The sequence below is a fragment of the Streptomyces sp. NPDC026589 genome (assembly GCF_040638385.1).
GTDB lineage: Bacteria > Actinomycetota > Actinomycetes > Streptomycetales > Streptomycetaceae > Streptomyces.
The window spans coordinates 80,630-106,993 of sequence record NZ_JBEZYG010000019.1 but is presented as its reverse complement, the minus strand read 5'-3'; the positions used below and the strand labels follow the sequence as shown (position 1 = coordinate 106,993).

At 72.2% G+C, this 26,364-nt stretch carries 23 protein-coding genes; 15 read left to right on the top strand and 8 right to left on the bottom strand.

Annotation, left to right across the window (positions count from 1 at the left end; all coding sequences use genetic code 11):
• Positions 1-16: 16 nt before the first annotated feature.
• The 6 genes from AB0F29_RS28960 to AB0F29_RS28935 all read right to left on the bottom strand — a co-directional run bounded on the left by AB0F29_RS28960 (position 17) and on the right by AB0F29_RS28935 (position 5,229).
• Complete coding sequence (locus tag AB0F29_RS28960; RefSeq protein ID WP_361877879.1) at positions 17-853, bottom strand: MOSC N-terminal beta barrel domain-containing protein; 837 nt, start codon at positions 851-853, stop codon at positions 17-19.
• A 131-nt stretch (positions 854-984) separates the two neighbouring features.
• Positions 985-1,467 (bottom strand): DUF6643 family protein, encoded by a 483-nt coding sequence (locus tag AB0F29_RS28955; protein ID WP_361877876.1) that lies wholly within the window; start codon positions 1,465-1,467, stop codon positions 985-987.
• Positions 1,468-1,784: 317 nt separating this feature from the next.
• Positions 1,785-3,041, bottom strand: coding sequence for an MFS transporter (locus AB0F29_RS28950; RefSeq protein ID WP_361878030.1), 1,257 nt, complete (start codon positions 3,039-3,041; stop codon positions 1,785-1,787).
• Positions 3,042-3,148: 107 nt separating this feature from the next.
• Positions 3,149-3,664, bottom strand: a complete 516-nt coding sequence (locus AB0F29_RS28945; RefSeq protein WP_361877873.1) for a hypothetical protein — start codon at positions 3,662-3,664, stop codon at positions 3,149-3,151.
• Positions 3,665-3,701: 37 nt separating this feature from the next.
• Positions 3,702-4,943 (bottom strand): hypothetical protein, encoded by a 1,242-nt coding sequence (locus tag AB0F29_RS28940; RefSeq protein ID WP_361877870.1) that lies wholly within the window; start codon positions 4,941-4,943, stop codon positions 3,702-3,704.
• Between the two features lie 130 nt (positions 4,944-5,073).
• Positions 5,074-5,229 (bottom strand): hypothetical protein, encoded by a 156-nt coding sequence (locus tag AB0F29_RS28935; RefSeq protein WP_018956719.1) that lies wholly within the window; start codon positions 5,227-5,229, stop codon positions 5,074-5,076.
• Between the two features lie 471 nt (positions 5,230-5,700).
• Between AB0F29_RS28935 and AB0F29_RS28930 the strand changes: the two genes are divergently transcribed.
• The 6 genes from AB0F29_RS28930 to AB0F29_RS28905 all read left to right on the top strand — a co-directional run bounded on the left by AB0F29_RS28930 (position 5,701) and on the right by AB0F29_RS28905 (position 12,325).
• Positions 5,701-6,087: a hypothetical protein gene (locus AB0F29_RS28930; protein ID WP_361877866.1), complete on the top strand. Its 387-nt coding sequence runs from the start codon at positions 5,701-5,703 to the stop codon at positions 6,085-6,087.
• Positions 6,087-7,586 carry a HAMP domain-containing sensor histidine kinase gene (locus tag AB0F29_RS28925; RefSeq protein WP_361877863.1) on the top strand — a complete coding sequence of 500 codons (1,500 nt, stop codon included), beginning with the start codon at positions 6,087-6,089 and terminating at the stop codon, positions 7,584-7,586. The genes AB0F29_RS28930 and AB0F29_RS28925 overlap by 1 nt, the downstream gene beginning before the upstream one ends.
• On the top strand, positions 7,516-8,175 hold the full coding sequence (locus AB0F29_RS28920) for a response regulator transcription factor (RefSeq protein ID WP_026290318.1): 660 nt from the start codon (positions 7,516-7,518) through the stop codon (positions 8,173-8,175). The genes AB0F29_RS28925 and AB0F29_RS28920 overlap by 71 nt, the downstream gene beginning before the upstream one ends.
• A 369-nt stretch (positions 8,176-8,544) precedes the next feature.
• Entirely contained in the window at positions 8,545-9,144 is a 600-nt protein-coding gene (locus tag AB0F29_RS28915) for a carbonic anhydrase (RefSeq protein ID WP_361877860.1), read from the top strand.
• A gap of 81 nt (positions 9,145-9,225) precedes the next feature.
• Positions 9,226-10,761, top strand: a complete 1,536-nt coding sequence (locus AB0F29_RS28910) for a SulP family inorganic anion transporter (protein ID WP_361877857.1) — start codon at positions 9,226-9,228, stop codon at positions 10,759-10,761.
• Positions 10,762-10,912: 151 nt separating this feature from the next.
• Complete coding sequence (locus tag AB0F29_RS28905) at positions 10,913-12,325, top strand: TerD family protein (protein ID WP_361877854.1); 1,413 nt, start codon at positions 10,913-10,915, stop codon at positions 12,323-12,325.
• 42 nt (positions 12,326-12,367) lie between these two features.
• On the opposite strand, the gene AB0F29_RS28900 is transcribed toward AB0F29_RS28905, so the two are convergent.
• Complete coding sequence (locus tag AB0F29_RS28900; RefSeq protein ID WP_361877851.1) at positions 12,368-13,549, bottom strand: glycosyltransferase; 1,182 nt, start codon at positions 13,547-13,549, stop codon at positions 12,368-12,370.
• A 58-nt stretch (positions 13,550-13,607) separates the two neighbouring features.
• On the opposite strand from AB0F29_RS28900, the gene AB0F29_RS28895 reads away from it, so the two are divergent.
• The 4 genes from AB0F29_RS28895 to AB0F29_RS28880 all read left to right on the top strand — a co-directional run bounded on the left by AB0F29_RS28895 (position 13,608) and on the right by AB0F29_RS28880 (position 17,359).
• A complete protein-coding gene (locus tag AB0F29_RS28895; protein WP_361877848.1) occupies positions 13,608-14,393 on the top strand; it encodes an aspartate/glutamate racemase family protein in 786 nt (261 codons plus the stop codon).
• Positions 14,394-14,480: 87 nt separating this feature from the next.
• On the top strand, positions 14,481-15,044 hold the full coding sequence (locus tag AB0F29_RS28890) for a hypothetical protein (protein ID WP_018956711.1): 564 nt from the start codon (positions 14,481-14,483) through the stop codon (positions 15,042-15,044).
• 210 nt (positions 15,045-15,254) lie between these two features.
• The gene (gene lnt, locus AB0F29_RS28885) at positions 15,255-16,853 is read left to right on the top strand and encodes an apolipoprotein N-acyltransferase (protein WP_361878027.1); all 1,599 of its coding nucleotides are present in this window, start codon (positions 15,255-15,257) and stop codon (positions 16,851-16,853) included.
• A gap of 23 nt (positions 16,854-16,876) precedes the next feature.
• Positions 16,877-17,359 (top strand): NUDIX domain-containing protein, encoded by a 483-nt coding sequence (locus AB0F29_RS28880; protein WP_018956709.1) that lies wholly within the window; start codon positions 16,877-16,879, stop codon positions 17,357-17,359.
• A gap of 4 nt (positions 17,360-17,363) precedes the next feature.
• Here the strand turns inward: AB0F29_RS28880 and AB0F29_RS28875 are convergent, their stop codons facing one another.
• Positions 17,364-19,424: a neutral/alkaline ceramidase gene (locus tag AB0F29_RS28875; protein WP_361877844.1), complete on the bottom strand. Its 2,061-nt coding sequence runs from the start codon at positions 19,422-19,424 to the stop codon at positions 17,364-17,366.
• A 221-nt stretch (positions 19,425-19,645) separates the two neighbouring features.
• Between AB0F29_RS28875 and AB0F29_RS28870 the strand changes: the two genes are divergently transcribed.
• From AB0F29_RS28870 to AB0F29_RS28850, 5 genes are all read left to right on the top strand, one after another.
• Positions 19,646-19,813, top strand: coding sequence for a hypothetical protein (locus AB0F29_RS28870; RefSeq protein WP_361877841.1), 168 nt, complete (start codon positions 19,646-19,648; stop codon positions 19,811-19,813).
• Positions 19,814-19,908: 95 nt separating this feature from the next.
• Positions 19,909-22,449: a DUF4135 domain-containing protein gene (locus AB0F29_RS28865; protein ID WP_361877838.1), complete on the top strand. Its 2,541-nt coding sequence runs from the start codon at positions 19,909-19,911 to the stop codon at positions 22,447-22,449.
• Positions 22,446-23,717 (top strand): hypothetical protein, encoded by a 1,272-nt coding sequence (locus AB0F29_RS28860; protein ID WP_361877835.1) that lies wholly within the window; start codon positions 22,446-22,448, stop codon positions 23,715-23,717. The genes AB0F29_RS28865 and AB0F29_RS28860 overlap by 4 nt, the downstream gene beginning before the upstream one ends.
• Positions 23,714-24,925, top strand: a complete 1,212-nt coding sequence (locus tag AB0F29_RS28855) for a cupin domain-containing protein (protein ID WP_361877831.1) — start codon at positions 23,714-23,716, stop codon at positions 24,923-24,925. Before AB0F29_RS28860 ends, AB0F29_RS28855 begins: the two co-directional genes overlap by 4 nt.
• Before the next feature lie 172 nt (positions 24,926-25,097).
• Positions 25,098-26,354 (top strand): lanthionine synthetase C family protein, encoded by a 1,257-nt coding sequence (locus tag AB0F29_RS28850; RefSeq protein WP_361877828.1) that lies wholly within the window; start codon positions 25,098-25,100, stop codon positions 26,352-26,354.
• Positions 26,355-26,364 lie beyond the last annotated feature (10 nt).

Sequence of the window (26,364 nt, the reverse complement as noted above, 5' to 3'; positions counted from 1 at the left end):
TGTCGATCCGGTCGATCTATCCGTCGAGGACGTCGAGGATCCGGACGGGGTCCCCGACCCTGATCACGCCCGCCCCCTCGGGAATCAGATTCTGGCCGAAGACCAACTGCTTGCCGAACCGCCGGTGGCGGGCCAGCGTGAGCAGCGGTTCCCTGCCCCGCTCGGCGGTGCGCTGGTCGGTCGTCGTGATCACACAACGGCCGCAGGGCTTGGCCACCGTGAAGGCGACCTCGCCGATGGCGATCCGCCGCCAGTGGTCCTCCGCCCACGCCTCGGTCTCCCCGATCACCACGTTGGGCCGGAAACGGTCCATCGGCAGCGGACCCTCCCCGGGCCGGTCGCCCGCGGCGATCAGGGTGTTGAGCGCGTCGAGCGACGCGGTGGTGGTCGCCAGCAGCGGGTAGCCGTCGGCGAGGGAGACCATGTCCCCGGGCCGGGCGAAGAGCGGGTCGACGGGCCTGCGGTGCGACGGATCGTCGAGATGCACGAGCCGGACCTCCGCGCCGAGGACCGCGCTCAGCCAGTCATGGGCGTCGCCCGGCGCCTCCTCCACCACCACGGTGTCCCGGTGCAGCTCCACGGTGATCACGCGTCCGGGGTCCGGCCCCTCGACGCGCTGGAGTGGAAAGCCCGGCGCGGACAGGAGCACGCCGCCGCCCGGCAGCGGCTCGGCCGAGATCCGCGCCATGGACGGCTGCTGACGCTGTGTGACGGCCCTGGCCGCCTTGTCGACCAGCATCCAGCGGCGGTCGCCGTCGAGTCCCCATGGCTCGACGGCGACCAGGTCGCGGGCGCGGGCGGCAAGCGACTTGACCGGATAGACGTGGGCTGAACGGAGCACGGGAAAGCTCATGCACCCATCCTGCCAGCAACCTCTGACCCCGTACGCGTGGATTCCCGGGCACCGACTGACACCCCTATGTCCGGGATGGGGCTGGTGCCCGGTGCGTCCCCCGGCGCACCTCGTCGCACGGAGTCGCGGGTTCAGTACCCCCGGCTCTGGTACGGGCGGTTGTACGGGTCCTCGTACGGCGACTGTGCCGGCGCGGGCCGCGGCGAGGCCGGGCGCATCGACTCGTACCCGGTGCCGGGCGCGGGCCGCGGCTGCTGCGGCTGTTGCGGGTAGCCGCGGACCGCCGAGGGCTGCTGCGGGATGTACGGCGCGGGCGCGTGCTGCAGCTGGGCGGGCTGCATCGGCGCGTGCTGCGCCGGAGCCTGCTGGTACTGCGGCATCGGCTGCTGCTGCGGGTAGCCGTAACCGGTCTGCTGCGACGGGGCCGCGGGCAGGGCGGGCAGCGCCGACGGCAGGGCCGGCAGGTAGCTGTTGCCGGTGTCATAGGCGGCCGGAACCCGGATGGGGGCGATCTGAGGGGTTCCCCGCTCCGCGACCAAGGAGTCGTAGATCGGAGTGTCGGGGAACGACGCGGCGTGGTAGCCGCCGCCGAAGGTGGAGCGGGGGGACGTCATGCCACCTAAGTTAAGCCCACAATGTGCTGTATGGGGAGCCCCAATCTTTGGGCTATCCGTTTTACGCTGGTTCTGAGCGGCCGGCCCGCCAAAGCATCGTTAAAGATTTCGTTAACGGGAGGGACCTTTCCGCTGGTGGGCGAGGGCTTCGGCCCCGCGCTCCCGACCGTGAAGGGGGACGGTGTCGAAGCATCCGGGAGGCAGGCGAATAGCGTTTGGCCAAAGCGCGATGCGTACGGTTCGACGTCTCGGAGATCGTCCGCCGACCCGAAAGGCCCTGCCTTCCGCCAGCCCTCGTAAGGCTTTTGGCACCGCCCTCACCCGCCCGGCCCGCTGGTACCGGCGGTGCGCGGTGCGCGACGCGGGGACCGGCCGGCCACCGGCAGCACCAACAGGGCGGCCAGCCCGCCCATCAGGGCCAGCGCAGGGTAGCCCTCCCACGCCACGACCAGGCCGGACGCCAGGCTTCCGGCCGCTCCGGCGGCCGCGAGCCCCACGTCCACCAGCCCCTGGGTCGAGGCGCGCCGGTCCGGGGGCAGGGCGTCGGTGACGATCGCGGTGCCGCTGATCAGCCCGAAGTTCCAGCCCAGGCCGAGGAGTACGAGAGCGGCGCCGAGCGCGGGCGTCGAGCCCGCGGGCGACAGGGCGGCCAGTGCCCCGGCCGCCAGCAGCAGCGGTCCGGACGCGCGGGCGACCCGTCGTCCGCCGATCCGGTCGACGAGCAGCCCGGTGAGCGGGGAGGGCAGGAACATCGCTCCGACGTGCAGGGAGATCACGAGCCCAGCCGCCTGGGCGGTATGACCGTGCGCCAGCATGTGTACCGGCGTCATCGTCATGATCCCGATCATCACGACCTGGGCCAGGATCATCACGGTGGCGCCGACGGCGACGTCGTGACGCCCGGCGGGCGCCGCGGTCCCGGCGCGGATCCCGCCCGTACGCGCGTCACCCTCCTCGCCGGTGTCCGCGCCCTCCTCCGGGGCGCCCGCCGCCCGGACGGCCAGCTCCTGGGCGAGCCGGAGCGGATCGGGCCGCAGCAGGCAGGCGAGGACGACCGCGGTGGCGGCGAACGCCGCGGCCGCCAGCAGGAAGGGCCCGGCGAGACGCGGCACGCCCCAGGCGTGCGCGACCTCGCCGGCCGGCGTCACCAGCATGGGCCCGGTCACCGCGCCCAGGGTGGTGGCGAAGAGCACCGCGCTCACGGCCCGTCCACGCCGGGCCGGGGAGGCCAGGTCCGCGCCGGCGTAGCGCGCCATGAGGCCGGTCGCCGTACCCATCCCGTACACCACGAGGGCCGGGAAGAGCAGCGCCACGCTGTCGGTGGCGGCGGCCACCACGACACCGACGCTGCCGAGCGCCCCGGTCGCGTAGCCCAGCGCCAGTCCGGGGCGGCGGCCCCAGCGGGCGCAGAGCCGGCCGATGCCGAGCGCGCCGAGTGCGGCCCCCGCGGTGAAGAGCGCGCTCGGTACTCCCGCGAGGCCGGTGGAGCCGAGCATCTCCTCGGCGAGCAGGGCTCCGACGGTTATCCCCGCGGTGAGACCCGCGCCGCTCATGATCTGGGCCAGCACCAGCACGGCCAGAATGCGCCGCTGTTCCGGAATCTCACCCGTGGCGACCGGATGTCCGCTGCGAGTCGACAAGGGAGAGCTTCCGATCGTCATGCGGGCGAGGACACTTTCACTCAGGCAACGGCCATGGGTTTCAGCTCCGCGATGTCCGTGAGGGAAACGTCCAGCTGTTCATGGAGGAACCGGACCATGGTCCAGTGCGGCAGCGCGCCTTCGTCGAACGGCCCGAATTCCTGGCAGTAGAGGGGGATCCAGCGCAATGCCTCTTCCAATGCCTGTTCGCGTCCCGGCTCTTCCTGGTAGTCCTCGTAGGCGATGCTGCGGTGGTTGATGAAGAACCGCCCGGGAAGTCGCTCTTCGCACAGCGCGCGATATTCTCGGGTCTGCAGGATGAGGTAGTGCCAGATCTCGTCGATGTCCTGTTCGACGGGCAGGAAAAGCCCGGCGAGCCGGTCCCGGTACCGGGAGACGAGGTAGAGGTACCGCAGGCATTCGGTGACCTGACGTTCCACGAAGTCCTGGGGTATGTCCGGCGCCTTGTCGCGGAAATGCCGTACCACCTCGGTGTGCAGCGCGTCCCCGAGAAGACGCTTCAGGTCGTCGGCGGAGAGTGTCTGTCCGCTGGTCATGGCACTCCGTTTCTGAGGGGGGAGAGGCGGCGGCGCGTCAGGCGCCGGCGCTGACGAGCCAGGCGTACTTGCCGGAGCGCCCGATGGGGATATGGGTGCGGTGTTCGATCCGGCAGTTCCGTCCGGTCAGTTCGGCGACGGCCTGCCGCAACGCGGCGGCCTCGGTGGCTCCGAGGGGTTCGTCGGTGAACGTCGTGTACGACAGGGTGGCGTCGGCGTCGCCGTGGAGGTGCAGTTGGTGCAGGAAGATCCGGGGGGAAGCGTCTGCGATATGCCGGTCGAGGTCGCCCTGGGCGACCGGGCCGTTCGGTGTGCTCAGCAATTCCTTCTGACGGCCACAGAACTGGGTGATCGCCGCGGGGTCCGGCGAGCCGTCCAGGGTGCGCACACAATCGCCCGACCGGTAGCGGACGAGCGGCATGTAGGGATTGCGCACACTGGTGACGACGAGCTGGTGGATCGTGCTTCCGGGGGCCACCGGCAGGAGCTCGACGCTCATCCCGGCCAGGTGGGGCCAGTACCGGCCCTCCCGGTCGCTGTAGTAGAGGTAGCCCAACTCCGTACTGCCGAACAGGTCGATGACCGGGCAGGCGAAGCGCCGGTGCAGGAACCGCCGTACGTTCACCGGGGTGTACTCGTAGGCGGTGATGACGCTGGCCGGCGCGGGGAAGGCGTCCAGCAGGCCCCAGGCCTCCGCCTTGCGCACCAGGTGCGCCAAGTGGTAGCCGGAGCAGTCGAGGTGGTACTGGCCCTGTGGGTGTGTGCTCCGTGCCAGGTCGATCTCGCGGAGCATCCGCAGTACGTCCTTGCGGACCCACTGCGCAGGATCCAGCCGCAGGTTGAGGTAGCAGGTGCGCTCGTCGAGCCAGCGGTCGGCCAGGATGGGTATTCCCTTGTGCTCCACGCCGCGGCGGGCGGCGTTGACCCGCGCCACGTGTTCCGTCGCGAGCACCGTGGTGAGGGAGACCCGGCGGCAGCCCGACTCCCACGTCTCGCCGATGTCGGGGTGGTTCCGCCACAACTCGTAGTAGGAACGGAGCAGGAAGTACGGAGGCCGGATGATCTGCATCCGGGCGTGGTTGGTGCCCGTGGACAGGACGAACTCCGCCTCGCCGTTCTCCAGCGCCGCCGCCAGCCGCGGCGTCATCCAGTTGTCGGGGAACCCGCGGGCGATCTCCGGTTTGTCGAGCAGGGGGAAGTGGCCCTTCGCCAGGGACTCCTGATAGATCGGTATGTCGCGAATCTGCTCGATGACATCGCTGGTCGGCTGGCCCTTCATTAATTCCTTCTCATGTTTCGCATAGCTGAAGAAATGCAGGCTATGAGGGAGACGGAGTCGAGGCGCCCGGGAGCATGCTGTGGTGGGGGAGGAATCTCTCACAGAGCTGATCCCGGGCGCCCCCGGCCGATCAGGAGATACAGCCGGCCTTCGGTGCCGCGCTGATACACCCGTTCTTGGGCGCCGCGCTGATGCAGCCGTTCTTCGCGGCCTGCTGGGCCGAGTTGACGGCGAGCCAATTCTGCCAGACGTTGTCCTGGGCCATCTTCTTGATCAGGTGTTCCATGAGGTCCTCCGGTGATAGTGCGGAAGGTACTCCCTGAGACGGGCCGACGGTGAATGGCTTTCTCCTCGGCCTGCCCGCTGAATGTAAAAGCGTGGTTGCGCAACTGTCAATGAATGGCAATGTCGAACCATGGAAGCAGCCCCATTCAGGACTGGTTTGGCGTGATTCTGCTCTGCGGGTGTCGCGTCGACGCCGACTCGGGTCGCGGCTCGCGCACCCGGCCGCATCATCCGCAGAGCCCCTGATGGGAGCGGGTTGCCCGGCTTGCCCGGGGGCGCCGACGCGGTGACGGACGTGTCGACGGCCACCGAAGATGAGAATGTTTTCCTCATGTCCGCCCCCGGGACCCCGCGAAGGCAGACTGGTCCGATGCTGTGGCGTGGGGTGGGGTCGGTATTGGCGGGATGTGGAGCAGGAACACTGGTGTTACTGGTTGTATGGATATGGCCCGGGCAGAAGGTGCCGCCCTCCATGGGGCCCGTGGTCGTCGTGCCCTTCCTGCACGTCCCCACGCCTCCGGCCACCGCGCCGACCGTCCCCGGCCGCCCCGCCGTGTCACCGACACCGTCCCCCGCCCCGTCCGGCTCCTGCCCGGGCGGCCGGGCCGTGTCGCCCCCGCCGCCGCCCCAGTCCGACGACAGGAGCACCGAATCCCCTCGGCTCCCCGGAGGCGGCGGGGCCCAGGGAGCGTCACGGACCACCGGTGACGACGAGAAGGCCTCGCGTGTTCCCCGGGGCGACGTGGGCGACACAGACGCTGTGGGAGACGAGGAGGACGCAGAGGGCGAGCCCGACGACGAGAACGACGAAGCGTCACACGGCAATCGGGGGGATGCGGACGACGAGTGGGACGACTGATGCTCAGGCGCCCGACCAGCGCCCGGTCCCGGATCGTCGGCTGGATGCTCCTGCTTCTCAGCGCTGCCCTGGCCGTGCCCACCTTCGGGATCACGATCGTCTGGCAGGCGGAGCTGGACCGGCAGGTCGACGCGCAACTCCTGTCCGAGGCCGACAAGCTACGCGCGTTCGCCCGCCGTTCACGCGACGCGTACCCCGGTGAGCGCTTCACCACGGCCGCCTCGCTGCTGACGGCGTTCATGGCGGTCCACCGGCCCGAGCACAACGGCGCCTTCTTCAGCGTCGTGGACGGACGGGCGGACTACCGCAGCCCCGGCATGCCCCCGGCCCGCCTGGACCGGGACCCGGAGGTCGTGGCCCTGATGGCGCGGACGGCCGACACTCGTATCCGGTCGCTCGACACCTCGGCCGGCACGGTCCGTTACGGTGTCGTCCCGGTACAGATGGCGGGCGACCACACCGACACCCGCCTCGTCCTGGTCACCTTCCGGGACCGGGAACTGCGGCAGGAACGCCACATGGCACGGCTGCTGCTGGCATCGGGAAGCTTCGCCCTGGTGGTCGCGGGACTGGCCAGCTGGCTGGTCGCGGGCCGGGTGCTGGCTCCGATCCGGCTGGTCAGGCAGACTGCCGAGCGGATCAGCGAGACGGACCTGACCCAGCGGCTGCCGGTGCGGGGCAACGACGACGTGGCGGAACTGGCCGAGACGTTCAACCACATGCTCGACCGCCTGTCGGGCGCCTTCACCACGCAACGCCAGTTCCTGGACGAGGTGGCGCACGAACTGCGGACCCCGATCACGGTCCTGCGCGGACATCTGGAGCTGATGGACGAGGACCCCGACAGCCAGCGCGGCCAGACCCGTGCCCTGCTCTTCGACGAACTGGACCGGATGCGGCGGATCGTGGAGGACCTGCTGCTCCTGGCCCGGGCCGAGCGCCCCGACTTCCTCAGCCTCGGCCAGACCAGTCTGACCGACCTGGTGGTCGACACGGCCGCCAAGGCCCAGGCGCTGGGGCGCAGGCACTGGACGGTGGCCGAGGTCGCCGACGTCAGCGTGCACCTGGACGAGCAGCGGGTCACCCAGGCCCTGATGCAGCTCGCGGCCAACGCGGTCAGTCACACCGGGGAAGGGGATGCCATCGAGATCGGGTCACGCCTGTGGCGCGGCAGGGTAATGCTGTGGATCGCGGACACCGGGCCCGGTGTGGCCCCGGAGGACCGCGAACGGATCTTCCAGTGCTTCTATCAGGGGGGCAACGCGGTTCCCGGCCGGGCCGCTCCCGGCATCGGACTGGGCCTCGCGCTGGTCCGCGAGATCGCCCAGGCACACGACGGCGTCGCCCACGTCGAGGAGGCGTCCGGGGGCGGCGCGAGATTCGTCATCGACCTTCCCGCACTGCAGCCCACGACGGAAGGAACCCATGGTGAGCAGGATCTTGATAGCCGAGGACGAGGAAAGAATCGCCGCCTTCGTCGAAAAAGGCCTGCGCCGTAGCGGGTATGTCACCCGGGTCGTCACCGACGGAGTCTCCGCCTACGAGCACGCCCGCGGCCGGGACTTCGACCTCCTGATCCTCGACCTCGGACTGCCCGGCGACGACGGGCTGACGGTGCTGCGCAAGCTGCGGAAGGCGCGCATCTCCCTGCCCGTCGTCATCCTCACCGCCCGCGACAGCGTGAGCGACATCGTGGCCGGACTGGAGAGCGGCGCCGACGACTACATGGTCAAACCCTTCGCCTTCGACGAGTTACTGGCCCGCGTACGACTGCGCCTGCGCCGCGAGGAGCCGGCGGAGAACTTTCTGCTGCGGGTGGGCGATCTGATCCTCGACCTCCGCACCCGCCGGGCCCAGGTGGGCGAGCGCGTCTCCGACCTGTCCGCGCGGGAGTTCGCCCTCGCAGAGATCCTCATGCGCAACCCCGACCGGGTGCTTTCCCGCGAGCAACTGCTCAGCCAGGTGTGGGGGTTCGACTACGACCCCGGTTCGAACATCGTCGACGTCTACATCCGCTATCTCCGGCGCAAGATCGGCGCCGACCGGGTCCAGACCGTGCGGGGCGTCGGCTACCGGCTCCGCGCCTGACCACCGGGGCGGGCGGCCTTCGTCCGGCGGCGGACGCACCCCGCCGGACCCCATGAGAACAGTCTCACCGCTGTCTCACCGCCACCTCATCGCCCGCCCCGAGACTCCTCGTTACGGGTCATCGGTGACGCGAGGCCCGTGAGCGGCGCAGACGGTCGCCGCGGTCCCGCCCGGAAACAGGGCGCCGCCGCCACACCGGACCAGCAGACACGGAGGCGAACCCCCCGCCTGCCCTGCGACGCGAGCACCCGCACCTGATCCCCCGTGGTACCCGGGCCACCCGTGTGCCACGAAGGCCCGGTTGTGGGCGGGGTGAGATCCCGCCCCGCGTGAAGAGCCACACGCCACTTCCGTATGGAGGACACTCCTGTGCGACAACTCATCGAACACGCCCGCACCTTCTCTGCCCGCTGTGGCGGAGCAGGCCGTGAGCTCAAGGAGTTCGAGGCCGGCCAGCGGCCCTCCACGATGTTCATCACCTGCTCCGACTCCCGGGTGGTCCCCACCCTGCTGACCGACTCCGGCCCCGGCGAGCTCTTCGAGATGCGCACGGCCGGAAACATCGTCCCGCCCTACGATCCGGACGCGCCCACCAGCGAGATGGCGACGATCGAGTACGCCGTCTGCGTGCTGGAGGTGTCCGACATCATCCTCTGCGGGCACTCCCACTGCGGCGCCGTCGGAGCCCTGGCCAGGGGCGACGATCTGCGGACCCTGCCGGCGGTACGCGGCTGGCTCGGCAGATGCGCCCGGACGGCCGGTCCTCAGCACCCCGACGAGTTCGGCCCCGACTGCGAACAGCCGGTACAGCGCCACGCGGTGGCGCAACTGGACGCGTTGCGCGACTACCCGTGCGTGAGCCGCGCCGTGCGCGAAGGCCGTCTCGGGCTGCACGCCTGGTACTACGAGGTCCACACCGGCGCTGTGCAGGCCCACCGCCCCTCCACCGGAACCTTCTCCTCCCTGTGACAGCGACCCACCGGTGAACACGCGGGCCGCTCCCGCCGCCACCTGCTGTCTCCCCCCACTCCTCTAGGAGCTGAAGCTCTCATGTCGTCTCCACAACTCCGGTTACGCCCGGACGCCCTGTCCCGCGACATCCTCGCCTCGATCGTGGTGTTCCTCGTCGCCGTGCCCCTGTGTGTCGGCATCGCGGTCGCCTCCGGTGTCCCCGCCGAACTGGGCCTGGTCACCGGCATCGTCGGCGGGCTGATCGCCGGCGCGATGCCGGGCAGCTCGCTCCAGGTCAGCGGCCCGGCCGCCGGGCTCACCGTCCTGGTGTACGAGGCGGTCACCACCCACGGCGTCGCGGCGCTCGGCGTCCTCGTCCTGTCCACGGGGCTCATCCAGGTCGGGCTCGGCCTCGTCGGCTTCGGCCGGTGGTTCCGCGCCATATCGACCGCCGTCGTGCACGGCATGCTCGCGGGCATCGGCCTCGTCCTGATCGGCAGCCAGCTCTACGCCATGGCCGGGGCCAGCGCCCCGGGGAACGGTCTCGACAACCTGGCCGGGCTGCCGGAACTGTTCACACAGATCACGGGAGCCGAGGCGATATCCTCCACCGCGATCGGCGTCGGCACCATCGCCGTACTGATCCTCTGGAAGCGGCTTCCCGGCCGCCTGCCCCAGGTGCTCCCCGGGCCGCTGGTGGCCGTGGGGCTGGCCACCGCCGCGGTGGCGGTGTTCAACCTGCCCGTCGCTCCCATCAAGGTGCAGGGGCTGATCGACTCACTGCGGCTGACGAGCCTGGACGACTTCGGCCTCCTGGCCGACGTCAGTCTCCTGGGAGTCATCCTCGCCTTCACGCTCATCGCCTCGGCCGAATCCCTCTTCAGCGCCGCCGCCGTGGACCGGATGCACGACGGCCCGCGCACGCAGTACAACAAGGAACTCATCGCCCAGGGGACCGGCAACACCATCTGCGGCCTCGTCGGCGCGCTGCCCATGACCGCCGTCATCGTGCGCAGTGCAGCCAACGTGCAGGCAGGTGCGCGTACCAAGGTCTCCCGGATCATGCACGGGGCGTGGCTGCTGCTGTTCGCGGCCCTGTTCCCCGCCGTACTCGGTCTGATCCCCGTGGCCGCCCTCGCCGGGATCCTGGTCCACGCCGGCGCGAAGCTCATCCCCGTCGCGACCTTCCGACCGCTCTGGCGTGAACACCGGGGCGAGGCCGTGGTCCTGGTGGTGACCGCGCTGGCGATCGTCCTCACGGACATGTTCATGGGCGTGCTGCTCGGCATCGGGCTGGCCGTGATCAAGACGGCCTGGGAGACCTCCGCGGTCCGCCTCGACATCGACGAGCAGGACGACCGGACCAGGGTCTCCCTCAGCGGCAGCGCCACTTTCCTGCGCCTGCCGCTGATCCTCGACACCCTGGAGGCCCTGCCGAAGGACCGGCCGGTGGAGCTCGACCTCTCGCGGCTCCGCCACCTGGACCACGCCTGCCGCACCGCCCTGGAGGCGTGGACCGCGCACAGCGGCGCCGTCCAGGGCGCCGAAGCGACGACGGACGACACACCGCGCGAGGCCGCCCTCGCGGGCGCCGCTCCGGACGGTGAAGGCCCTCCGCGCAACGAGAGGCCCTAGCTCCGTACGCCGGGACCCAAGAGCGTGTCCGGCGGATCCTGACCGGGTCCGCCGGACACGCTCTCCTCCGCCACGGTCCAGGTGCCCGGAGGCTTTCCCGCCACAGGCCGTTAGGTTGTGGGGGGAAAGCCTGCGGGCAGCCGGATTCGTGATGGGGGCGAGCATGACCATGCAAAAAGGAAGCAACGTCGCGGTGCCGGCCGGCACGGTGCGCGTCGAACTGGGCCGGCACGCCGCAGCGGGCACCCCGGACGTCGACGCCTCCGCTCTCCTGCTGGTGGCGGGCAAGGTCCGCAGCGACGCGGACTTCGTCTTCTACAACCAGCCGGCCCACGCGTCCGGCGCGGTCCGGCACGAGGGCAAGCGGACCGCCCCCGACCACGTCACCGACACCCTCGTCGTCGATTTCGGCAGGGTCGAGCCCGGGATCGACCGCATCGTCGTCGCCGCCTCGGCGGACGGCGGGACCTTCGGCCGGGTGAGCGGGCTGTATGTGCGGGTCACCGACGCGGCGAGCGGCGCGGAGCTGGCCCGCTTCGACAGTACGGACGCCACGGTCGAGACCGCCTTCATCCTCGGCGAGCTGTACCTGCGGCAGGGCGCCTGGAAGTTCCGCGCGGTCGGACAGGGCTACAGCACCGGCCTCGAAGGCCTGGCGACGGACTTCGGCATCTCCGTGGACGAACCGCAACAGGCCCCGCCCGTCCCACAGGCCCCGGCGGCCCCTGTCACCCCGTCGCAACCCCGCCCCGCCGCCCCGACCCCGGCTCCGGCTCCGGCTCCGGCACCGACCCCGGCCCCGGTCGCCCCGCCCGCGGCCCCCGTCCCGCCGGCACCTCCCGCGCCCGCCGCCCCCGCGCCCGCCGCCCCCGCGCCCGCCGCCCCCGCGCCCGCCGCCTCCGTGGCCCCGCCCGCCGCGACGCCCGTACGGCTGACCAAGGTCACGCTGACGAAGAGCGCGCCGTCCGTCTCGCTCGCCAAACAGGGCGGCACCTCCGGCGCGCTGCGCGTCAACCTCAACTGGGAAGTGCGCAAACAGTTCAAGAGCTGGGGAGCGAAGCTCGGCCGGGCCGTCGCCATGCACGCCGATCTCGATCTCGACCTCTGCGCACTGTACGAACTCGCCGACGGCCGGAAGGGGGTCGTGCAGTCGCTCGGGAACGCGTTCGGCTCACTGAACAGGCCGCCCTTCATCCATCTCGACGGCGACGACCGCACCGGCGCCCTCTCCAGCGGCGAGAACATGACCATCAACCTCGACCACAAGGACCTGCTGCGGCGCGTACTGATCTTCGTCACCATCTACGAAGGCGCCCGGAGCTTCGCCGATCTCCACGCCACGGTCACCCTCCAGCCGCAGAACGGCGCGGCCATCGACTTCTCCCTCGACGAGTGCACCGTGCCCTCCACCGTCTGCGCCCTGGCACTGATCACCAGCAACGGCGGCGACCTCACCGTGCGGCGCGAGGCCCGCTACCTGGTCCCGGACCGGGGCGTGAGCCCGCAGCGCACCATCGACGCCGCCTACGGCTGGGGCATGAACTGGACGCCCGGCCGCAAGTGATCCGCGCGCCCGCCCGGACCGGCCGCATACCTCCCCGCGACGTCACCGGTCGGGCGCGGCCTCCGGGCGCGCGTAGGTGCGGCCCTTCCAGGCCGCGCCCCGCCCCCGGTAGTGCTGCACCGCCGAGTCCACCGTCATCAGCAGATACAGCACCGCCGTCAGCGGCAGCAGCGGCCCCAGCCACAGCGACTGACGGTAGTAGGCCAGCATCGGCAGATACGTCGCCGTCATCACCGCCCACGCCGCGCCGCCCGCCCACGCCGCCGCCCCGTCACCCGCCAGCAGCCCCGCCGCCAGCGTCGCGGGCGGCGCCACATAGACGAGCAGCAGCCCCGGGACCGTCCCCGCCAGCAGCAGCGGACTGTGCCGCAGCTGCGCGTACGCGCTGCGCGAGACCATCCGCCACAGATCCGCCAGCCGCGGATACGGCCGCACGCTGTCCACCCGGTCCGCGAGCCCCAGCCAGATCCGGCCGCCGCTGCGCCGCACCTCCCGCGCCAGCGACACGTCGTCGATCACCGCCTGCCGGATCGAGTCCGGGATCCGCGCCCGCTCGGCCGCCTCGGTGCGCAGCAGGACGCAGCCCCCCGCGGCCGCCGCCGTCCGTGACCGGGCCCTGTTCACCCGGCGGAACGGGTAGAGTTGCCCGAAGAAGTAGACGAACGCCGGCACCACCAGACGTTCCCAGACGCTCTCCACCCGCAGCCGCGCCATCTGCGACACCAGGTCGAAGCCGCCCTCGCCCCCGGAGCCGGCCGCGGCCACCAGATCGCGCAGACTGTCCGGCTCGTGCGCGATGTCCGCGTCGGTCAGCAGCAGGAAGTCCGGCTTGTCCCGCCGGGCCACCGCGATCCCGTGCCGCAGGGCCCAGAGCTTGCCCGTCCAGCCCCGCTCCGGCTCCCCGGGCTCCACCACGGTCAGCGGGAACCCACCGCACCGGGCGGCCAGCTCCCGGGCCAGCTGCCCGGTACCGTCGCTGCTGCAGTCGTCGACGAGGATGACCCGGACGTCCCCGGGATAGTCCTGGACCAGCAGCGACGGCAGGCTCACCGGCAGCATCTCCGCCTCGTCGCGGGCCGGCACCACCACCGCCACCGACGGCCAGCGCGCCGGGTCGGTGCGCCGGGGGAGCCGCTGGTCCGTCCGCCAGTAGAAGCCCTGCCCCAGCAGCAGCCACACCCACGCGATCAGCGAACCCACGGCGATCCAGGCAACGGCGCTCATCCGCCGAAGTCTGCCCCACTGAGCCCGGTCCGCAAGGGCCGTCGGCTAGGGTGACCGGGTGAAGATCGCGCTCATGGACTCCGGAATCGGCCTGCTGGCGGCAGCGGCCGCAGTGCGCCGCCTGCGGCCCGACGCCGAACTCGTCCTCTCCTCGGACCCCGGCTCCATGCCCTGGGGTCCCCGCACCCCCGAGGACATCACCGCGCTCGCCCTGGCCGTCGCCCGCGCCGCCGCGGCCCACCGGCCGGACGCGCTGATCGTCGCCTGCAACACCGCCTCCGTCCACGCCCTGCCGGCGCTCCGCGCCGAACTGGAGCCCGCGCTGCCGGTCATCGGCACGGTCCCCGCGATCAAGCCGGCCGCGGCGGGCGGCGGCTCCGTCGCCATCTGGGCCACCCCGGCCACCACCGGCAGCCCCTATCAGCGCGGGCTGATCGGTGACTTCGGCGGGACCGCGGACGTCACGGAGGTCCCGTGCCCGGGGCTCGCCGACGCGTTGGAGCACGGCGACGAGGCCGCGATCGACCGGGCCGTAGCGGCCGCCGCCGCCCTCACCCCGCCCGACGTCCGGGCCGTCGTCCTCGGCTGCACCCACTACGAGCTGGTCGCGGCCCGGATCCGCGACGCCGTGCAGCGGCCCGGCCGCCCGCCGCTCGCCCTGCACGGGTCCGCCGGAGCGGTCGCCGCCCAGGCGCTGCGCCGGATCGGAGCGGACCCCGCCCCGACGGCCGAGCCCTCCGCCAAGCTCACCGTGCTCCAGGCCGGTCGCCCCGCCGCCCTCCCGCAGGCAGCTCTGACCTATGCCGAGGGCCGGATGCTGGCCGCCGCGGTGCCCGCCCGCTGACCGAGCCTCCGGCGGAGCAGGGCCGGGTAGCCCGATCGGCCCCCGCGGCCCCGGCCGGGAACCCGGAACGCGGCTACGCTGCTGCATATGACGGACCTCCCCGAGAGTGCGACGCACGGGTCGAGCCAGGCGCCACCCACGGAGTGGAACGGCCGAGCCACCAACCGCATCCAGTGGCTGCTGGCCCTCGCGGGCGCGGGCTGTGTGGCCCTCGGCATCGAGCTGGCCGTCGACGGCGCCTGGACCTCGGGCATCGCCCCGCTGCTCATGTCGGTGATCGGCTGCCTCGCCGCCGGGCTGCTGATCCTCTTCGGAACGCTCGCCTTCGTCCATGTGGCCGTCAAGGTCGATGGGGACAGCCTGGAGGTGCGCTGCGGCCACGCCGGCCTGCCACGCCGCCGGATCCTGCTCAGCCATGTGACGGGCGCGGAATTCGTCCCCCGGATCAACCCGCGCCAGTGGGGCGGCTGGGGCTACCGCTGGCGTCCCGAGCAGGGCACGGCCGTCGTGGTCCGCAAGGGCGAGGGCGTGGCCCTGCACCTCGGCGACGGCCGCACCTTCACCGTCACGGTCGACGACGCGGAGACGGCCGTACGGTTCATCCGGCAACGCCTGCACCTGCCGGCCTCCGGGAAACGACCGGGCGACTGACCTGGGCCGCACCGGCCACCGTCCCGGCGACCGAGCGGACCACCGTCCCGGCGACCGAGCGGACCACCGTCCCGGCCACCGTCCCGGCGACCGACCGGGCCGCCCACCGCCTGCCGAGAGGCACCCCGGGCCGCCGGCGTCCCGGCCCCATGCGGGTCAACGCCGCCGCCCCAGGCCGCCCACCGTAGACTCCGCCGGGTGAGCGCCACCATGACTCCCGTCGATGCCCCGCCGCCCGCCACAGCCTCCCCGGCCGCCGGACTGCTGCCGCGGCTCCTCCGCCCGGCCGCCGCCGTGCTCTCCGGACTGCTGCTCTACGCGAGCTTCCCGCCCCGGCCCCTGTGGTGGCTCGTGCTGCCCGGATTCGCCCTGCTGGGATGGGTGCTGCACGGGCGCCGGCTCCGGTCAGCCTTCGGCCTCGGCCTCCTCTCGGGCCTCGGTTTCATGCTTCCGCTGCTGCACTGGACCGGCACGGACGTCGGCCCGGTGCCGTGGCTGGCCCTGGCCGTCGTAGAGGCGCTGATCATCGCGGTGGGGTGCGTCGGCATCGCCGCGGTGACCCGGCTCGCGTACTGGCCCGTGTGGGCGGCCGCTGTCTGGACGCTGGACGAGGCGGTCCGTGCCCGGATCCCGTTCGGCGGCTTTCCCTGGGGCAAGATCGCCTTCGGCCAGTCCGAGAGCGCCTTCCTGCCGCTGGCCGCGCTCGGCGGCACCCCGCTGCTCTCCTGCGCCGTCGTCCTGTGCGGCTTCGGGCTCTACGAGGCCGTGCGGCAGCTCGTCGCGTACCGCAGGACCGGAAAGGTCCCGCGCGCGGCCGTCGTCGGCGCCGCCGTGAGCGTCCTCGTGCCGGTCGCCGGGGCCCTCGCCGCGCTGCCCCTGGTCGACGACTCGGCGGAGAACGGCACGGCCACCGTGGCCGCGATCCAGGGCAACGTGCCGCGCCTGGGACTCGACTTCAACGCCCAACGCCGCGCCGTCCTCGACAACCACGCGCGGCGCACCGCGCAGCTGGCCGAGGACGTGAAGGCGGGCAAGGAGAAGCAGCCCGACTTCGTGCTGTGGCCGGAGAACTCCTCCGACCTCGATCCCTACCTCAACGCGGACGCCCGCCAGGTCATCGACGACGCCGTCAAGGCGATCGGCGCCCCCACGGTCGTCGGCTCGGTGGTCGAGAAGGGCTCCGACAGCCTTCGCAACACCCTGATCGAGTGGGACCCGGAACAGGGCCCCGTCGACACGTACGACAAGCGGCACATCCAGCCGTTCGGCGAGTACATGCCGATGCGCACCGTCGCCCGCTTCTTCAGCGAGGACGTCGACCGGGTGCAGCGCGAGTTCGTCGCCGGCACCGAGGTTGGCGTCTTCGACCTCGCGGGGACGAAGGTGGGGCTCGTGACCTGTTACGAGGCCGCCTTCGACGACGCGGTACGCGACACCGTCACCCACGGCGGCCAGATGATCGCCGTGCCGAGCAACAACGCGACGTTCGGCCGCAGCGAGATGACCTACCAGCAGCTGGCCATGTCCCAGGTGCGGGCCGTCGAGCACGGTCGGGCCGTCGTCGTCCCCGTCACCAGCGGGGTCAGCGCGGTGATCCGCCCGGACGGCACGATCGTCGAGAAGAGCGGCATGTTCACCCCCGCCGCCCTCGTCGACGAGGTCCCGCTGCGCTCCTCGCTCACCCCCGCCACCCGGATGGGCCCCCTGCCCGAGGGCGTCATCGCGCTGCTGGCCCTGGCGGGCCTGGGCTGGGTGAGCGTCTCGGCGTTCCGGGCCCGCCGGAGCGGGGGACCGGCCAGTAGCGCCTGACCCGGCCACGTAGGCTCGGATCCATGGCTACTCCCGACTTCATCCGTGACATCCGCGCCACCGCCGGGCACCAGCTCCTCCTGCTGCCCGGGGTGACGGCCATCGTCCTCGACGACGAGGGCCGCGTGCTGCTCGGGCGGCGCGCGGACACCGGGAAGTGGTCGGTCATCGGCGGGATCTCCGAGCCGGGGGAGGAGCCTGCGGCGACGGCGGAGCGCGAGGTGCTGGAGGAGACCGGTGTGCACTGTGTGGCCGAGCGGGTGGTGCTCACGCAGGCGCTGGATCCCGTGCAGTACGCGAACGGCGACATCTGCCAGTACCTCGACGTCACCTTCCGCTGCCGGGCGACCGGCGGTGAGGCGCGGGTCAACGACGACGAGTCGCTGGAGGTGGGCTGGTTCCCGCTGGACGGGCTCCCGCCCCTCGGCGAGTTCGCTCTGTTCCGGATCAAGCAGGCCCTCACCGAGGGCCCCGCCTGGTTCCAGCCCACCCCGCGGACTCCGTAACTCTCTAGTTCACCGTGAAGGACGCCGTCGTCCCGGTGAACGGCGTGATCTTCCCGAGCAGGCTCCTGGCGTCCCCGTGGTGCACGATCCGGTACGTGCCGGGTGCCGTGTCCGCCGCGATGTCCCAGGTGATCGTGGCCTTCGAGGTGCCGGTCAGACCGTTGAGCCGTGTCCAGCGGTAGGCGGTCTCCCAGTCGCCGTCGTCCAGCACCCGCTGCCAGGTGCCGTTCTCCAGCCGCTGCACCTCAAGGAAGGTGGAGCCCCGGCGGACGTTGTTCTTCGGGTGCCCGGTGGCGAACTCGACGGTCGCGGTGGAGCCGCGCGTGTAGGAGTTCTCCGGGGCCTTCAGGACGCCGCCGAACGCCTTGCCGGCGGGCGGGTTGTCGTACACGACCCCCGTCTGGAAGGTGAACTGCCGGCCCGACTCGTCAGGAGGCGTCGCGCCCCGCTCCAGGGTGGTGCCCTCGCGCAGGGAGTCCGCGATCCGGGCGTACTCCTGCTGGTAGGCGGGCAGGGTGTAGCGGCCGTACAGCGTGGAGCCGCCCTCGTAGTTCTGGGTGTCGTACTCCTCCGGCGTCGTCACGTACTGGCTGTAGGCGTTGGCGTACCCCTGGAGCAGGACGCGGTCCAGCGGGACGCCCAGCCGCTCGGCCACCGTGCGGCGTACGCGGAGGCCGGAGGTGATCGTGAACTCGCCCGGGGCGGCCACCAGGTGCAGCTCGCCGATCTTCATGATCTGGAGCGGGAGGCGCTTCGGGGTGACCGGGTGGACGTTGCTCAGCAGCCCGGTGGGGATCAGGCTCGCCTTGGGGTACTGGCAGGTCGCGAGCCAGGACGGGGTGTCGATGCGCAACGCGTCGATGATGCCCGCGACCGGGGTGCGGGTGCCCTCCTCGAAGCCGGGGATCGCGGGACCGTCCTCGACGCTGCCCGCGAGCGTGGACGCGCCCACGACGGCGGGGCAGGTGCGGTGCTCCTTGCCGTCCGGGGTGTACTCCGGGCGTACGGTCACGCTCTCCATGTCGACGTAGGCGAGCCGGGAGTCGACGCCTCCGGAGACGGGCCGTGTGTCGTCGTAGATCTCGCGGGCCTTGTCGAGCTGACGCTCGCCGATGATCCGCGTGTTCTCGAACTCGTCCTCGGTGGGCCCCGACCCCGGCCTCAGGTCGAGATTCGGCGACATGTCGCCTGCGTTGGTGTTGGGGAAGGCCGCGACGAAGCCGGGGGTGTCGTCGAGGTAGCGCACGCCCTCGTGGTTGTGCTCCCAGGCGTAGGCGGCATAGCCCTTGTTGTCGGGGCTGATGAGCGTGTTCTTGTTGGTGATCGAGGTGTTGTGGGTGGCGAACCAGCTGATCGCGCCCGCGTCCCTGTCGCCCTGCTTGAAGCGCAGGACGGTCATCGCCGGGTCGATCGCGTCGGGGAAGGCCGCCCGGTCGGCCGCCGGGTTGCGGTCGAAGGCCTCGCGGGAGCGGTTGACGCTGGCGTTGGCGAGGGTGCCCGTGCCCAGGCTCATCGTGCCGGGCTTCAGATCCTCGTGGGCCTTGGCGACGGAGTCCGTCACGCCGTCGACGATCGCCCGGTAGGTCTCCTTCTGGAAGCCGAGGACGGAGAGGTTGTAGGCGACGTGGTGGGAGTAGCCGCCGGGCCCCGAGTGGGTGTGGGTGGCCGACAGCAGGACGTTCTCCTCGCCGTACAGGTCCCCGTAACGCTCCTTCAGACGGGCGATGACCCCCTGCTGGACGGACTGGAAGATCATCGCGAGGTCGGCGTTGACGTACACCACGCGCTTGCCGCTCGACCGGTCGACGACGACGAAGGCCCGTGACCGCTGTCGCTGATGGATGCCCGACGTCTTCTGGTCGAAGCTGGAGTAGCCCATCATCCCGGTTTCGGCGGCCTCGCCCGTGACATCGGAGATGCCTCGCCCGACGAGGTAGTTCCCTCCGTCGCCGGTGCTCGACGCCGACGCGGGGGAGGGGGCGCCGAGGGTGACCGCGCCGAGGGTGGCGGCAAGCACCGCGACGGGGAGCCTGCGCCGGGAGCAGCGGGCGGTGGGGGGCGGCATGGAACCTCCTGGGGCGGGAGACGGGAATGCCCGGACCCGGTCGGCGGCTCGCTGACGGGAGGAGCCGGGCAGTGTCCCGACCGTAGAGGAGTGTGACCTGCGTCGCATAGATGCCTACCGGCCAGTAAAGCGATGTGCCCCCGCTCCGTTCGTTGACATGGGCATGCCGCATTGTTCTACTGAGTGGCGGATCAATTGGCCAGTACGGGAGGAGGGTATTCATGCAGGCAGTTGAAGAAAAGGTCCAGGGCGGAACGGACCGGAACGCCGATGATGTATTCGATCTGGTGATCGGCGATCTGGAACAGGAAATTCCGCCGCTCGCTTCACCGACGAACTCGGGCAGCGGCACCTCCTGTGGTTCGTGCGCGAGCATCTACTGCTGTTGACGCGCGCCGGGTGGTGTCGCCACGTCGGCGCCACCCGGGTGCGCCGCACCTCCCTCCCCGTGATGAGCCGAAGGGCTGCTGTGCCGGATTCACCCATGGACGTCGAGCCCCTCTGGGAGATGAGCGACCCCGGTCGAGACTTCGGTGGAGACCCCGGCCGAGACTTCGGCGGCGACACCGGGCGAGGGTCCGCCCCGAGATCCGGCCAGGGTGCCGAGCGGGACGGATCACCCCAACTCCCCCCAGTCGCGCGACGGGTGATCGACGCCGTCCGGAAGGGCGAGGCCGGCGGACTGTTCCCGCCCGTCGTCACGGCAGGCCCCGACGGGACGGTCGCGATCGGCCGGCTGCTCGGCGGCGAGGCGGACGCACGGATGATCGAACACGCGCTCCGCGACCGGCGGTTCGCTCCGCTGCTGGACCTGTGGGACCGGCTGGACGCCTGGTGCCTATTCTCCGGACCGCGCTATTCGTCCGTGGTTTCCGCCGGAATACTGGATATCACCAACGCCGCTATCTTCGGCCCCGTGGTATCCGAGGCATTCGTGGCCTGCGCTGCCGGAAGGCCGCACTACGCCCGTGACCGGGTGGCCGAGTGGGCGGTGCGCTGCGAGGAATTCCTCACGCTGTTCCTCGACCGATTCCTCCGGGACATGAACGCCTGCTGGCCCGGTGAACCCGCGTTCCGGGGGCCGGTCGTCGGACTGTGGGCCCACGGCGAGGAGACCCACAACGGACGCCAGCGCGTCCTGCGCCTCGACTGCGCCGGCGGCGGCCGGGTCGCCTACAAACCGCGACCGGCCTCCGGCGAGCTGCTGTTCACCGCGTCTACCGCGTCTACCGCGTCCACTGGATCCGCCGCATCCTCCCGATCCGCCTCGCCCGCCTCGCTGTTCGATCTGCTCAACCACGCGCCCACGGCGTCCGGCGAGGTCCGGCTGCCCGTGCTGTCCTGCTGGCCCGGAGCCGAGCCCGGCTACCTGTGGCAGGAGTGGATCGAGCCGCCCGCACAATGGGGACCGATCCGGGCCTCCGGACCGTGGGAGCTGACCGGAACCCGGCTCACCCCGGAGGAGTCGGGGCGGTTCTGGCATCGCACCGGCTCGCTGACCGCCGCGATGTTCGCTTTCGGGATCACCGACATGATCGGCGGCAACGTGGTCACCGGGAGCAGGCCCGGCGACCCCGAGCCCCTGCTCTACCCGATCGACCTGGAGATCTACTTCTGCCGGGTCCCGCGCCTCTACGACACCGGCCTCCTGCACGACGCGACCGCCGAGATCGACCAGCACCACGTCGGTCTGGAACGCTCCGCCCGCTGGTGCGACGCCGAGGGCCCGCCGGTGTGCTGGACCGAGCGGCCGACGGGAGGCCTGCGACTGGACCGCCGCCGCATGCCCCTTGCCCGGGAAGAGACCAGGAACGTGGTCGCCGACACCGACGGGCGGACCGGTTACGGGCCCTACCTCCCGGCCATGCTGCGCGGCATGTTCGACGCCTGGACCCTGATGTGCCGACAACGGCCCGCCATCGGTGAGTTCCTGGCGACCGCCACCGCCGGTCACCACGTACGCGTCCTGCGACAGCCCACGTTCCGGTACTTCGACGCGCTCATGCCCCGCTGGCTGTCCGGCGGCGGCGCGGCCCCCCGCCCCACCGGACCCGACGTCCGCTTCGACCGGGCCGAACGCGGCCAACTGCGACGCCTGGACGTGCCCTACTTCGTCCGCTCCCTGGCGGGCGGGCCGGTGCTGAGCGTCGCACCGCCGCCCGTGCCGTTCGGGACGGTCCGGGTCGCCGCCCGGCCCGAACCCGAGGGCGGCTGGCCCCCACTGCGGGAGCTGCTGGAGGGCGAGAACCTCACCCTCGCCGGTCTCGGAGTGGCCCTCCGGGACGCCACCGAGCACGTGTTCGACGATGTGACGGACCACGTCGTCGCGGATGCCCCGCTGGGCGTCCGGCTCCACCTCCAGAGCCCCGCCGAGGGCCAGGTCGCCTTCGACTGGCCGGAGGCCGGCCGACGGATCACCTACCTCTGGGACCGGCAGAAGGTACGGCTGCGCATCGACCCGATCGACGCGCCCGAAGCCCCGGTCGAGCCCCGGCCCGCCGGAGAGATCCGGCGCAGGCTGCTGCGGCTCGACCGGCTCGACGGCGCCGTCCGGACGCCATGGGCCGACGGCGGTATGAGCGACGGGACGGCCGAGCGCCGCCTGCGGGACCTGACCGACGCCGGCATCACCTGGCTCACCACGGTCGTGGCCGACCACGGCTGGCCCGGACACGCCCTGGTCGGCGCGGAGGCGGCCGCCGCCGCGAGCCGCCTCGTCCAGCACGCCCGGGAGCACCTGGACTTCCGCCGGCACTGCCTGGAGCTGATGCGGGACGCCGCGGAACGCCGCGATCTGCCGTGGCGGGAAATCGCCTATCTGACCGATGAGCTGCGGGTGACCGAGGGGCTTCCGCAGGTGTACGGAACGAAGTTCGAGCCCGTCGGCGGAGTGCTGGTCCCCTGGCCGGTGGAGGACCCGGAAGACGTGGACCACCGCCGGGCTGCCCTCGGCATGGAACCGCTCGCCGACCACACGGACCGGATCCGGCGGCGGTTCCCCCTGACCGGAAGGGAAGCATCATGAGCACGCTGGCCCCCGAGGCGCGGCGGACGCCGGACGGCGTCGACTGGGAGCTGTTCGGGCAGCGCTGCTGGGACCGGCGGCCCGTCCGGCTGAGCGCCCGGCCGCCGTTCGGCCTCGACGCGATCCACCCCCTGAACGTCGCCTCCTGCGCACCGTTCCGCGCGGGCACCCGCTTCTGGGTGATGCCCGACGTCCGGTTCCTCCTCGGCGACGGCTGGCTGCGCGCCCCCGGAACCCTGCTGCCGGACACCACGGACTTGACCCTCGACGACTACCTCGACCGGCTCGACACCGAGGTCCCCGGACAGGGCTACCTGCTGACCGTGCGCCAGCCGCTCCTCCTGGACCACGCCCTGTGGTCCGCCGTACGGGACACGGTCAGCGGGCTCTGGCGACACGTCGGCTGGCCCAACCTCCCCCTCACCGCCGAGGTGCTCACCGGCGACCGGTTCACCCAGCACGCCGGCGCGGCCGAGGCCCCGACGCACGCGGCGCTGACCTGGGTGCTGCGCGGGCGCATGGACGTGACGCTGTGGGACGAGCGCGGCGGGCCCCCACCGGCGGACATCGCCGACCCGGACCGGGACGTGCCCGGTGCCCGCACCCTCGGCGCCGGGGCCGGGGAGCTGCTGTACTGGCCCGGCGACCAGCGCCACGTGGACACCTACCGCGAACGGTGCGTCGCCCTGCGCCTGCGCGTCCCGGTCGACCGGGGGCTGCCGTTCACCGCGCTGCGCGACCTGCTCGCCGACCTGGTGCACGCGGGCCGGGACAACGACGAGACCGTGCCGTACTTTCCGTTCGGCCCCGGAACCCGCATCGACGACCGGGACGGTGTGCTGCCCCGCCTGACCGCGCTCGGCGACGAACTGCGCGGAGCCGTGGACGGCGAACGGCTGCGCAGGACGCTGCGGATCCGCTGGGCCGCGCTGCGCTCGGCCGCCGGGCTCGAACCGATTCCGGTGCCACGCGACGGCGTCACCATCACCCGGGACACCCGCTTCCGCCGTACCGGCGAGATCGTCCGGATGGCCGACGGGCCCGCGCACGAGGTCTGGGCGGTCGACGGGAACGTCTTCACCCTGCCGAGGGCCGCGAGCGACCGTGTGTACGCCGCCCTCGGCGACGGCGAGGAGACCGGCGCCGACGACGTCTGCCGCGCCCTCGCCGCGGGCGGCGACGACAGGAACGACCCGACGGTGCTCGCGCTGCTCGACAGGCTGTACCGGCTGCGCGGCATCGACCTGGCCGAGGAGAGGGCGCGATGACGCTGACCGTCGAGAGGTCCTTCGGCTGGGACACCTTCGCGAGCCGCTTCTGGGACCGGGCGCCCGTCCTCTACAAGGGCCTCGACACGGCGCCGTTCGACGAGCGCGAGGTGTTCCGGGCCGCCGTGCTCGGCAGCCGCCCGCCCCACCCGCTCGCCGTGCCGGGCAACCTCCAGTTCCTCGTGCGGCGGCGGCAGCAGACCCGGCCCCTCGACTATCTTCCCCAGTCGCGCGACGGCTCGCTCGACGGCTACGAGCGGCGCATGGCCGACCGGCTGGACGGGCAGCGCTACGCCCTCGTCGTCCACCGCTTCCACTCCTTCTCCCACCCGCTGTGGGACCGCGCGCAGCGGTTCTACGCCGGGCTGTGGGAGCGGGTCGGCCAGCCCACGCACACCGCCGGTTCCACGATGTTCCACGGCTCCTACGAGCACAGCCCGGTCGGCGTGCACCAGGACCGCTTCGCCACCTTCATGTTCTGCGTACGCGGCACCAAGCGGATGCGGTTCTGGGCCGAGCGGCCGTGGTCGGACCCGGTGCACACGGTGCTGGACTACCAGCCGTACCTGGCGTCCTCGTTCGTCGCCGAGGTCGAACCGGGAGACCTGCTGTACTGGCCCGCGCGCTACTACCACGTGGGGGAGAGCGCCTCGGACGCCCCGGCGACCAGCGTCAACGTGGGCATTCCGCGCCGCGAGCACCGGCCGTACTACGAGATCAAGGACCTGTTCCGGGGCACCCGGCCGAAGAGCTCCGCCCCGCTGTTCACCCCGGACGCCGGTCCGGACGGCCGGCTGGCCGGGGAACTGCCCAGGGCCCTGGCCGACGCCGTGGACGCCTTCGCGGAACACCTGGACGAGGAGCGGTTCGCCGACCGGGCCACCGCGCTCGCGTTGCGCGTCAGGACGGCGGGCGGCTTCTGGCCCACCGAGCCGCCCGCCGCGCCGCGCCTCCTGGACGACGACACCCCCGTACGCGGCTGCGCCCCGCTGCTGCCCGCTCCCGGCGACGGCCCGCATCGCTGGGCCGCCAACGGCCATGTCACCTCCGGCGCGACCGGCGCCGAAGCACTCGCGGTGCTGCGCCGGCTGGACGCCGGTGCGACGGTGCGGGTCGGGGAACTGCCCGAGGCCCGGCGCGCGGACGTCCGCCGACTGTTGCAGGAACTGGAGAGCTTCCGTGCCGTCACCCGCGTCGACACCCACTGACCGAGCATCCGCCGACCGAACCCCAACTGACCGAACTCCAACTGACCGAACACCCACCGACCGGGTACCCACCGGTGGGACGCCCGGGCCCGCCGTCCGCGGGCCCGCCCACCGGCAGGCCGCCGCCCGGGTCGTCACGGAGATCGCGGACCGGCTGGCCGACCCGGAGCGCGTGGCCCGGATCGCGGGCGTGCCGGGCAACCTGATGCACTACCCGGGCGACCCCCAACCGGTGTGGGACCCCCTGTCGCTCTCCGACGGGCACCCCGGAGTCGCGCTGCTCCACGCCGAGTTGGCGGCCGATGACGCCGAGGCGCGCGAGCGGGCCCACGCGCACCTCTCCGCCGCGCTCGCCGCCGGGATACGGCTGCGCCCCCAGTCGCTGTTCGGCGGCATGGTGGCCCTCGCGTACGCCGGGCACACGGCGGCCGTCGGCTCCGGCGGCTACACCACGATGCTCACCGGGCTGGACCGGCACATCGTCGACCAGGCCCGCACCCGTGCACGGGCCGACCTGGAGCGGGCCGACGCCGGGGAGCCGGCCGGAGCGTGGAGCCGCTACGACGTCCTCGGCGGCACCGCCGGGATCGGCCGTTATCTGCTGGCCCGTCACCGGGCGGCGGACGGAGGGGAGGAGCGCGTGGCGGCGGGCGTCGCGCTGACCGAGGTGCTCACCTCCCTCGTGGCCCTCGCCACCGCCGAGGACCTCATGAGGCACGGCTCCCGGCTGCCCTCCTGGTGGATCACCGAGGGCCTCGACCACGGGCTCGCCGAACACGTCAACCTCGGCCTCGCCCACGGTGTCCCCGGGCCGCTCGCGCTCCTTTCCGTCGCCTGGCGGGCAGGGTTCCGGGTGGACCGTCAGGACGAGGCCATCGAGCGGATCATGGCGCTGCTGACCCGCCTGCGCACCACCGACGAGGCGGGCCCGCGCTGGCCGCACCTGATGACCCGCGAGCGCATCGAGAACCGAGCGGCGCCGGGACGCGGACGGGACTCCTGGTGCTACGGCGCTCTCGGCGCGGCCCGCGCCGTCCATCTCGCCGGCACCGCGCTGGACCGGCCGGACTGGCACGCCGACGCGCGCGCCGCACTGCTCGGCGCCCTGACGGCGGCCGACGACGGTCTGATCCGCGACTCCGCGCTCTGCCACGGCTGGGCCGGCCACCTCCAGATCGTGCTGCGCACCGCCCACGACACCGCCGACCCGGACCTCCACGCCACCGCCGAAGAGCTGGCGGCGCGGGTGCTGGACGGGTTCGATCCCGAGGCCCCGTTCGGCTACCGCTACTCCCATACGCTGGCGGCGCGCGAACTCGACCGCCCCGGCTTCCTGGAGGGAGCCGCGGGCATCGCCCTCGCCCTGCACACGTACGCCACCGGGAACGAGCCGACCACGTCCTGGGACAGCGCCCTGCTGCTGAGCTGACCCCTCAGGC

What these genes read in the sequence shown, in the direction of transcription:
- AB0F29_RS28960 (WP_361877879.1), bottom strand. Translation starts at nt 853, where the DNA reads ATGAGCTTTCCCGTGCTCCGTTCAGCCCACGTCTATCCGGTCAAGTCG.
- AB0F29_RS28955 (WP_361877876.1), bottom strand. Translation starts at nt 1,467, where the DNA reads ATGACGTCCCCCCGCTCCACCTTCGGCGGCGGCTACCACGCCGCGTCG.
- AB0F29_RS28945 (WP_361877873.1), bottom strand. Translation starts at nt 3,664, where the DNA reads ATGACCAGCGGACAGACACTCTCCGCCGACGACCTGAAGCGTCTTCTC.
- AB0F29_RS28940 (WP_361877870.1), bottom strand. Translation starts at nt 4,943, where the DNA reads ATGAAGGGCCAGCCGACCAGCGATGTCATCGAGCAGATTCGCGACATA.
- AB0F29_RS28935 (WP_018956719.1), bottom strand. Translation starts at nt 5,229, where the DNA reads ATGGAACACCTGATCAAGAAGATGGCCCAGGACAACGTCTGGCAGAAT.
- AB0F29_RS28930 (WP_361877866.1), top strand. Translation starts at nt 5,701, where the DNA reads ATGGGGCCCGTGGTCGTCGTGCCCTTCCTGCACGTCCCCACGCCTCCG.
- AB0F29_RS28925 (WP_361877863.1), top strand. Translation starts at nt 6,087, where the DNA reads ATGCTCAGGCGCCCGACCAGCGCCCGGTCCCGGATCGTCGGCTGGATG.
- AB0F29_RS28910 (WP_361877857.1), top strand. Translation starts at nt 9,226, where the DNA reads ATGTCGTCTCCACAACTCCGGTTACGCCCGGACGCCCTGTCCCGCGAC.
- AB0F29_RS28905 (WP_361877854.1), top strand. Translation starts at nt 10,913, where the DNA reads ATGGGGGCGAGCATGACCATGCAAAAAGGAAGCAACGTCGCGGTGCCG.
- AB0F29_RS28900 (WP_361877851.1), bottom strand. Translation starts at nt 13,549, where the DNA reads ATGAGCGCCGTTGCCTGGATCGCCGTGGGTTCGCTGATCGCGTGGGTG.
- AB0F29_RS28890 (WP_018956711.1), top strand. Translation starts at nt 14,481, where the DNA reads ATGACGGACCTCCCCGAGAGTGCGACGCACGGGTCGAGCCAGGCGCCA.
- lnt (WP_361878027.1), top strand. Translation starts at nt 15,255, where the DNA reads ATGACTCCCGTCGATGCCCCGCCGCCCGCCACAGCCTCCCCGGCCGCC.
- AB0F29_RS28880 (WP_018956709.1), top strand. Translation starts at nt 16,877, where the DNA reads ATGGCTACTCCCGACTTCATCCGTGACATCCGCGCCACCGCCGGGCAC.
- AB0F29_RS28875 (WP_361877844.1), bottom strand. Translation starts at nt 19,424, where the DNA reads ATGCCGCCCCCCACCGCCCGCTGCTCCCGGCGCAGGCTCCCCGTCGCG.
- AB0F29_RS28870 (WP_361877841.1), top strand. Translation starts at nt 19,646, where the DNA reads ATGCAGGCAGTTGAAGAAAAGGTCCAGGGCGGAACGGACCGGAACGCC.
- AB0F29_RS28865 (WP_361877838.1), top strand. Translation starts at nt 19,909, where the DNA reads ATGGACGTCGAGCCCCTCTGGGAGATGAGCGACCCCGGTCGAGACTTC.
- AB0F29_RS28860 (WP_361877835.1), top strand. Translation starts at nt 22,446, where the DNA reads ATGAGCACGCTGGCCCCCGAGGCGCGGCGGACGCCGGACGGCGTCGAC.
- AB0F29_RS28855 (WP_361877831.1), top strand. Translation starts at nt 23,714, where the DNA reads ATGACGCTGACCGTCGAGAGGTCCTTCGGCTGGGACACCTTCGCGAGC.